We start from the raw sequence: 8059 nt of genomic DNA, 5'->3' as shown, positions 1-8059 counted from the left end.
ATGCGATACTAGCTCAGTTGGTAGAGCGCAACCTTGCCAAGGTTGAGGTCATCGGTTCGAACCCGATGTATCGCTCCAGCTTTCTTCTAAAAAGCTATTAAGACTCTTTAAACCACCGTGTTTTTCTTTAGATCACAGAGTTTAAAGGCGACCTTAAAGGTCACGCTCTTTCTTTAATGCTGCGAAGCATAATCCCCCCAAAAAGCAAATAATCCTCCATCATGGTGGATATTTTTTTGTCTTAAATTTTTCTTAGCAACTGGAATGCTAGTAAACATCAGGTCTCTGAAGCAGATACTTGAGGTTTTTCATATCTATAAACAGACTTATCCACAAAATGTTAGGTGTGGATAACTTGGTTGATAAAGTTATTTCAGGCTTAATTCTTTACCTATCCCTAAAAGATCTTTCTTGTTTTCAATATATTAGATGAATTGTGCCGATCGTAACTTGTTGTTTTTTATCAAGTTGGATGCTTGTCTTGGGTTTGATAAAAGATCGTTAACTTGTTGTTTTTTGATCTTAATCATTTATCGGTACTGTGTTTAACTTTGTGCGAGTGTCGGAAGTTTACGAGAGTTCTGAATTTTTTCCACATTGCTAGAATTGAGAACAAGGTCAAACATTGTTCTAAAATTATGTGCAACGAGTTGTCTTAAATATTGGACTGTTAGTGGGGGCTCGCTTGCCATACATTGGTATATAAAGCGTTAAGCGTCTCTTGGTAGTCCTTTTTCTACAATACGTATTAGTCGGTGCTTTTTAGTCGCGACTTTACTGTTACCTTTTGGCACCTCAATGGCACTAGGTAATTGCTGTAGTTGTTTTTCTAAAGCCCACTCAATATGGACATCTAGCATTTCGTTTTTGCCTTGATGAGATTCCAGTGTTTCAACAATGCGTTGTTGAAATGGTGCATTGCCCATCGCAACAAAGATATTGCGCAACCATTGGGTGTGGCCGATACGTCTTATTGCGGAGCCTTCCATTTTCTTTAGGAAGGTTGCTTCATCCCAACCTGAAAGTGCAACCAGATCGGCTTCTTGGAAATCTTCTCTGCGGTGAAAGTCGGTTTGTTCTGTGAGTTCGGCATGACGGTTCCATGGGCAAACTAACTGACAATCGTCGCAGCCGTAGATACGGTTACCAATCGCTTCTCTATACTCTTCAGGGATCACACCATCATATTCAATGGTTAAGTACGAGATACATTTGCGCGCATCCACCACGCCATCATCAATAATGGCACCTGTTGGGCAAGAAGTGATACATGCGGTGCATTTACCACACTCATCGACACTGGGTTCATCGACTGGAAGAGGGATGTTAACTAACAGCTCCCCTAGAAAGAACCAAGAGCCCGCGTCTTTATCAAGAATTAATGAGTGTTTACCTGTCCAGCCCAACCCTGCTTTTTGAGCGAGCGGTCTTTCCAAAATAGGTGCTGAATCGACGAAAGGGCGTGAGTCTAAACCTTCGACCTCTTTTTCAATTCTTTGTCCCAGCTTTTTCAACTGGTTACGGAACAATTTGTGATAGTCGCGGCCTAAAGAATAACGGCTGATGTAGCCTTGAGTGGTATCGCTTAGGTTAGAGGCGAACTGAGCTTCTGGTGGTAGGTAATTCATTCGAGCGCTGATCACTCGAATTGTGCCTGGGTGAAGTTCATCAGGACGTGCACGCATCATCCCATGTCGAGCCATCCAATCCATTTCGCCGTGGTGACCCGCATCTAGCCATGCTTGAAGAGGGGCTTCGTGTTCACTTAAATCAACATCGCAGATGCCAACTTTTTGAAAGCCTAACTCTTTTCCCCAAATTTTAATTTTTTCAGCAAGATGGTCTAGATTCATGGCTTCATACTTATCGATTAAAATTCGGTTAGGCAAAAATGGGGGCGGATCTTAACGGATCTTAGTGGTGTTGACCAGAACAGACGTGTTTTGAGCAGTATTTTTCATAGAACTTACACTTGAGTGCTTGTCTCCCAAAAGCATCACGGTTTACTATTCTTGTTCTTTTGATTTTTATATAGTCAACGATCGATTTTTAGAGAACGTATTCATGAGCACGAAACAATTTACTTTGAAAGATGAACAAGCAACGATTCAATTAGGAACGGAGCTTTCTAATCTTTGCTCACAGCAGACGACTATTTATCTGCATGGTGATCTTGGCGCAGGTAAAACGACCTTCAGTCGTGGCTTTGTAAAAGCACTTGGCCATCAAGGAAATGTAAAGAGCCCAACGTATACTCTAGTTGAACCTTATCAACTTGCCGATTGGCAGGTGTACCACTTTGACCTTTATCGCCTAGCCGATCCTGAAGAGTTAGAGTTCATGGGAATTCGTGACTACTTTACTCCAGATGCTATCTGCTTGGTTGAATGGCCTGAGAAAGGTTATGGGATGCTACCAGAAGCTGATTTGGATATTGATATTCGTTACCAAGACGATCACCGTATTGTTTCTTTAACCGCTAATAGTGAATACGGACAGCGCTTACTTAGTCAGTTGGAGTTATGTTGATTTCTAAACGCCTTATTTCAGCAGTGACCATGATGGCTGCTGTTTTTTCTATACTGTTTTCTTCACTTGTTTCTGCAAACTCACTGAAAAGTTTAAGGGTTTGGCCTTCTCCAGAAGAAACTCGTGTGGTTATCGACTTAAAATCAGAAGCGGATTTTAGCTATTTCACACTGAGTAGCCCGAGTCGTTTAGTGGTCGATTTAAAAAATACCAACCTTGCAACTAAGCTACCGGTCGTGGTGAAAGATAGCCCTGTTCTATCTAAGATTCGTAAGAGTTCACCGCCAGACAAAAACACCTATCGCTTGGTTTTTGAGTTAAAGAAGTCGTCTAAAGCAGAGTTGTTCAAACTGAGCCCGACTCCGGGTGGTCAGTATGGACACCGTTTGGTGATCGACTTACCTCATGGTGCGGCAAGTAAAGCGACATCGAAGCCAAGTAAACCAACGGTTAGCAAGAACATTAATCAGGTTAAACGTCAGAAAGACATTTTGATCGTGATTGACCCTGGCCACGGTGGTGAAGATCCTGGCTCAATCGGTCCATCTCGTAAATATGAGAAGAATGCGACGCTGAGTATCTCCCGCAAGCTGGCTGCACAATTAAATGCCGTACCGGGAATCAAAACGCGTTTAACGCGTAATGCTGACTACTTTGTGAACTTGAATCGACGTGTTGCGATTGCTCGAGAGAATGAAGCTCACCTGTTGATCTCTATTCACGCCGATGCATTTACCACTCCTCAACCAAGAGGTGGCTCGGTGTTTGTGCTGAATACTCGACGTGCGAATACCGAGATCTCACGCTGGATTGAGAATAAAGAGAAACAGTCAGAGCTACTTGGTGGTAGCGGTGCTGCTTTTACTGGCAATATTGATGATAAGAACGTAAATCAAACCTTGCTTGATTTGCAGTTTAGCCACTCTCAAAAAGAGGGCTACAAGCTGGCAACGGCGATTCTGTCTGAAATGGGTAAGGTTGCGAAACTGCATAACAGTAAGCCGATTAACACCAGTTTGGCGGTATTACGTTCACCACAGATCCCATCTGTATTGGTAGAAACGGGCTTTATTTCGAATCCGACGGAAGAGAAGCTGCTTTTCCAACGCTCGCATCAAGATAAATTGGCACGAGCAGTGACTAAAGCGGTCGTTAAGTATTTGAAGGCTAACCCACCTGAAGGGATTATCTTGTCTAACGCGACGTCATCAACGGGTAGCGTGAGCCAACATAAAGTCTCTCGTGGTGAGTCTCTATCTGTTATTGCGAATAAATATGGCACCTCGACACAGGCCTTGATGAAATTCAACAACCTGAAATCGAGCAGCTTAGCGATTGGCCAAGTGCTTAAGATTCCAGGCAGCGCTTCAAGCTCATCATCAAGCAGTGCTGTTAGAACTAAGACCATAACTCACACGGTTAAGTCTGGAGAGTATCTAGGCAAGATAGCCAGCCGCTATAAAGTTTCGGTGGCTGATATCAAACGTGAGAACCGCTTGAAATCAGAGACTGTGAGAGTAGGCCAAAAGTTACGTATTACAGTTGAAGTGAAAGATGTCCCTCTGCGCAAACACAAAGTCGCAAGAGGCGATTATCTTGGCAAGATAGCTTCGAAATACGGTGTGAGCGTTAACAGTATTCGCCAAGCGAACAAATTGCGCTCTGATGAATTAGCCATTGGCCAAGTGCTCATTATTCCACATAAGTAGTTGAGCCATATTTAAGTCATGTTTAGAACATAGAAGTAATCTTTAACGCGAGAAGTACTTCTATAAGTGGCAGTAAGGTAGCTATATGACGATCAAAATACTGCCAGCTCGGTTAGCGAACCAAATCGCAGCGGGTGAAGTGGTAGAAAGACCTGCTTCTGTTGTGAAAGAGTTGGTTGAGAACAGTTTGGACTCAGGTGCGACGCGTATCGATATTGATATCGAGAAAGGTGGCGCTAAGATGATCCGCGTTCGTGACAACGGTAAGGGCATCGTCAAAGATGAGCTTGCCTTGGCGCTGAGTCGTCATGCTACCTCCAAGATCCATACTCTTGACGACCTTGAGGCGATCGTCAGCCTTGGTTTCCGTGGTGAGGCGCTCGCGAGTATCAGCTCTGTTGCACGCTTAACCATGACTTCACGCCCTGCGACTCAAGATCAAGCTTGGGCAGCACACAGTGAAGGTCGTGATATGCAGGTGAAACTGCAGCCTGCAGCACATCCCATTGGTACCTCGGTTGAGGTGTTGGATCTGTTCTTCAACACACCAGCACGCCGCAAGTTCTTACGCACTGAGAAAACCGAATTCACGCATATCGATGAGTTACTCAAGCGCATTGCATTGAGTCGCTTTGATGTGACGATCAACCTTCGTCATAACGGCAAAATGATTCGTCAGTACCGCGCAGCTAAAACACAAGTTCAAGCAGAAAAGCGCATCGCTGCGGTATGTGGCAACCCTTTTGTGCGCCATATGCTTAAGATCGAGCTTGAGCATCAAGGCCTAAAACTTCATGGCTGGATCACCACGCCTGAAGGAGCAAGACAACAAAGCGATCTACAATACTGCTATGTGAACGGCCGTATGATGCGCGACAAGCTGATTAATCATGCGATTCGTCAAAGCTATGAGACCAGCCTACGCCCAGACCAATTTGCAACTTATGTGTTGTTCATTGAGCTAGACCCGCATCAAGTCGATGTGAATGTTCACCCTGCAAAGCATGAAGTACGTTTCCATCAAGCTCGCCTTGTGCACGACTTTATTTACCAAGCATTGAGTGATGGCTTAGCACAAAGCAAACAAATTGATGCAGCACCGATCAATCAATCGGCTTTTCATCAGTCAGAAGCCTCAAATTATCAGCAAGATAGTTCGATGTCTGAAACGGGGGATGTTTCGAGTTTTCCTGAGCCAGAAAGTATAACGCCGACTCATTCGGATCAAACACAGATCTCTGAGAGGCTGCGACACGCCATTGAGCAGACGCCAGCCTACCCAAGAAAAGCCGAATCTGAGCAGGTTTATGATAACCCTCAGCGCAGCGTTAATGATGGTGGGCAACATTATGGCTCAACAGCCAACCGAGGTTCATCGTCTAGCAGGGGCTCTTCAACCAACTTAGATTCGTCTACTAGCATGAGTCCAGCTAACACAGGCTCGTCGGCTCGCGAAACCAGTTTTACCGGTTCTCCTCGCCAAGAGTGGATCGAGTCTCGACCTGAACCTAAAAAAGAGAAAGAGCCAAACCAGCATCACGGTGAACCCGCGCCCTCTAAGCGAGAAGTGAAAGCCTACAAAGAGCTTCTGAAAACGCCAGATTTTGATGATCAAGTTATAGCTCCATCATCTCCTCAAGAGCATGTGGCACCAGTAGAAACCAAAGACAACATAGAAAATATAGAAGCTAAGCCTGCTCAACAGAATCCTGTTCATTCAAAGCCAAGAGTACCTGTGACGGACTTAGGCAAAGCCGTCTCGGTAGTGGAACGTCAGTATCTGGTGATGGGTAATAAGAACGGCAGTGTGTTGGTTTCTTTGGCTAAGGCTGAATTATTGCGTGTTGTTGGTCAGCTTGATACTCGAGGTGGCGCGTTAAAAAGCCAGCCACTATTGGTGCCCTTATCGATTAAGCTGGGTAGTGAACTTGTCGAAGTTGCGAAGACGCTGAGCCAAACATTGGCATTACTGGGGATTGAGCTTAAGGCGCGAAACAGTGAGGCGGTAATGGTGATGGGCGTGCCTTCTCCTTTAAGGCAGCAAAACTTACAAATTTTGATCCCAGATCTGTTATCTTACGCGGCTTCATTAAATGCTCAGATTGCTGATAATCACACGGCTAATGTTTCCAACGACCTGTTGCCATCATTGGTTAACTGGATCGGGATTCAAACGGCACAAGTAAAAAGCGACTACACTTTATCTGAAGCGGTTCAACTAGTTGGGGAACTTGAACAACTTTGGCATGGTCTACTTCCATTAGATGATCCAGAGTTTGTTAATCCTATCGACTTTTCAGCGACTATAGCCGCGTTTACGGTTTAACTTTTTCGCGACGACATTTGTCTTTTTAGCTGAATACGTCGCGACACAAAGCCCTTTGCTAAAAAGCGCTAAAACAGAGAAGCAAATACAAAATATCATGACTGAAAAATTACCTTTAGCGTTGTTTTTAATGGGCCCAACGGCATCAGGAAAAACAGATTTAGCTATCCGCTTACGTCAGAAATACCCAGTAGAGATCATCAGCGTCGATTCGGCACTTATCTACAAAGACATGGATATTGGTACCGCTAAACCGGATGCGGAAGAGCTTGCGCTCGCGCCTCATCGCTTGATTGATATTCTGGATCCAAGCGAAGCGTATTCTGCGGCAGATTTTCGTCGTGATGCGATCAATGAAATGAATAAGATTGTAGCGGAAGGCAAAATTCCGCTACTTGTTGGTGGCACAATGCTTTACTACAAAGCATTGTTGGAAGGTTTATCGCCATTACCAGCAGCGGATCAAGAGATTCGTAAGCAGATTGAAGCGGAATCTATCGAACAAGGTTGGCAGGCATTGCACGATCAATTAAGAGAGATTGATCCCGTATCCGCTGAAAGAATACACCCAAATGATCCACAAAGGCTTTCAAGGGCATTGGAAGTTTACCGAATTTCGGGTAAAACATTAACAGAGCTAACTCAAACGAAAGGCGATAGCCTGCCATTTCGTGTAAAACAATTTGCAATAGCTCCCAAGGAAAGGAAAGAACTCCATCGCCGCATTGAGCTGCGTTTCGAGAAGATGATCGAAGCGGGATTTGAAGAGGAAATGAAGGCGTTGTACGCCAGAGAAGATCTTCATCCTGAACTGCCATCGATCCGATGCGTTGGTTATAGGCAGATGTGGGATTATTTAGACGGTAATTGTGATTTAGACGAAGCGGTTTTCCGTGGTGTCTGTGCAACCCGTCAGTTGGCCAAGCGACAAATCACCTGGTTGCGCAGTTGGGATGATTTAACTTGGTTAGATAGCGAAAACATTGATCAAGCGTTAGAAACTCTTTCAGATGCAATAGCATCTGATTAGTATTGCTGTGTATAATGTGATCGCTTTTGCGTGAATATACTCTGGAAAGGATCCGTTATTGAGGCTTTTAAAAAATCACAGCCTTTCAATAACAACGGAGTTTTTTTATTCATTTAGCTCAGATGCAAAGGCCGCACCTTTTTGTGCACCACTAGCTAAATAATTACAACAAAATACAAATAAGGAAAATAAAATGGCTAAGGGGCAATCGCTACAAGACCCATTCCTAAATGCACTCCGTCGTGAGCGCATTCCAGTCTCTATCTATCTTGTTAACGGCATTAAGCTGCAAGGTCAGATCGAGTCTTTCGATCAATTCGTGATCTTATTGAAGAACACAGTAAACCAAATGGTTTACAAGCATGCGATTTCTACTGTGGTACCTGCTCGCGCAGTTAGTCACCACAGCGGCGAGCAACGCACGCCATCTGATCGTCCAGAGAAGACTGAAGATTAATCGTTCAA

Annotated in this window: 6 protein-coding genes and 1 tRNA gene; 6 read left to right on the top strand and 1 reads right to left on the bottom strand. The window is 44.4% G+C overall.

Translation table 11 applies throughout. The annotated features are described in order from the left end of the window. Positions 1-2: 2 nt before the first annotated feature. A tRNA-Gly gene (locus QQ041_RS00300) sits at positions 3-78 on the top strand. A gap of 632 nt (positions 79-710) precedes the next feature. On the opposite strand, the gene queG is transcribed toward QQ041_RS00300, so the two are convergent. Beyond that, complete coding sequence (gene queG / locus QQ041_RS00295) at positions 711-1853, bottom strand: tRNA epoxyqueuosine(34) reductase QueG (protein WP_285952834.1); 1143 nt, start codon at positions 1851-1853, stop codon at positions 711-713. A 211-nt stretch (positions 1854-2064) separates the two neighbouring features. Here queG and tsaE point away from each other — a divergent pair, with 211 nt between their 5' ends. The 5 genes from tsaE (at position 2065) to hfq (ending at position 8051) form a co-directional block, all read left to right on the top strand. Beyond that, the gene (tsaE, locus tag QQ041_RS00290; RefSeq protein WP_004735870.1) at positions 2065-2529 is read left to right on the top strand and encodes a tRNA (adenosine(37)-N6)-threonylcarbamoyltransferase complex ATPase subunit type 1 TsaE; all 465 of its coding nucleotides are present in this window, start codon (positions 2065-2067) and stop codon (positions 2527-2529) included. After that, on the top strand, positions 2523-4238 hold the full coding sequence (locus QQ041_RS00285; RefSeq protein WP_285952833.1) for an N-acetylmuramoyl-L-alanine amidase: 1716 nt from the start codon (positions 2523-2525) through the stop codon (positions 4236-4238). Before tsaE ends, QQ041_RS00285 begins: the two co-directional genes overlap by 7 nt. Before the next feature lie 85 nt (positions 4239-4323). Continuing rightward, positions 4324-6564 (top strand): DNA mismatch repair endonuclease MutL, encoded by a 2241-nt coding sequence (gene mutL, locus QQ041_RS00280; RefSeq protein WP_285952832.1) that lies wholly within the window; start codon positions 4324-4326, stop codon positions 6562-6564. Between the two features lie 97 nt (positions 6565-6661). Further along, positions 6662-7594: a tRNA (adenosine(37)-N6)-dimethylallyltransferase MiaA gene (gene miaA / locus QQ041_RS00275; protein ID WP_060983120.1), complete on the top strand. Its 933-nt coding sequence runs from the start codon at positions 6662-6664 to the stop codon at positions 7592-7594. A 193-nt stretch (positions 7595-7787) separates the two neighbouring features. Continuing rightward, positions 7788-8051, top strand: coding sequence for an RNA chaperone Hfq (gene hfq / locus QQ041_RS00270; RefSeq protein ID WP_017059927.1), 264 nt, complete (start codon positions 7788-7790; stop codon positions 8049-8051). Positions 8052-8059 lie beyond the last annotated feature (8 nt).

Source organism: Vibrio sp. TMPB1044 (genome assembly GCF_030442075.1).
GTDB classification, from domain to species: Bacteria; Pseudomonadota; Gammaproteobacteria; order Enterobacterales; family Vibrionaceae; genus Vibrio; species Vibrio satsumensis.
Note: the sequence above shows the minus strand (reverse complement) of the source record. Positions and strands in the feature narration are given on the sequence as shown.

Excerpts from the sequence above, each read along its gene's own strand:
- queG (WP_285952834.1), bottom strand. The coding sequence starts at position 1,853 with ATGAATCTAGACCATCTTGCTGAAAAAATTAAAATTTGGGGAAAAGAG.
- tsaE (WP_004735870.1), top strand. The coding sequence starts at position 2,065 with ATGAGCACGAAACAATTTACTTTGAAAGATGAACAAGCAACGATTCAA.
- QQ041_RS00285 (WP_285952833.1), top strand. The coding sequence starts at position 2,523 with ATGTTGATTTCTAAACGCCTTATTTCAGCAGTGACCATGATGGCTGCT.
- mutL (WP_285952832.1), top strand. The coding sequence starts at position 4,324 with ATGACGATCAAAATACTGCCAGCTCGGTTAGCGAACCAAATCGCAGCG.
- miaA (WP_060983120.1), top strand. The coding sequence starts at position 6,662 with ATGACTGAAAAATTACCTTTAGCGTTGTTTTTAATGGGCCCAACGGCA.
- hfq (WP_017059927.1), top strand. The coding sequence starts at position 7,788 with ATGGCTAAGGGGCAATCGCTACAAGACCCATTCCTAAATGCACTCCGT.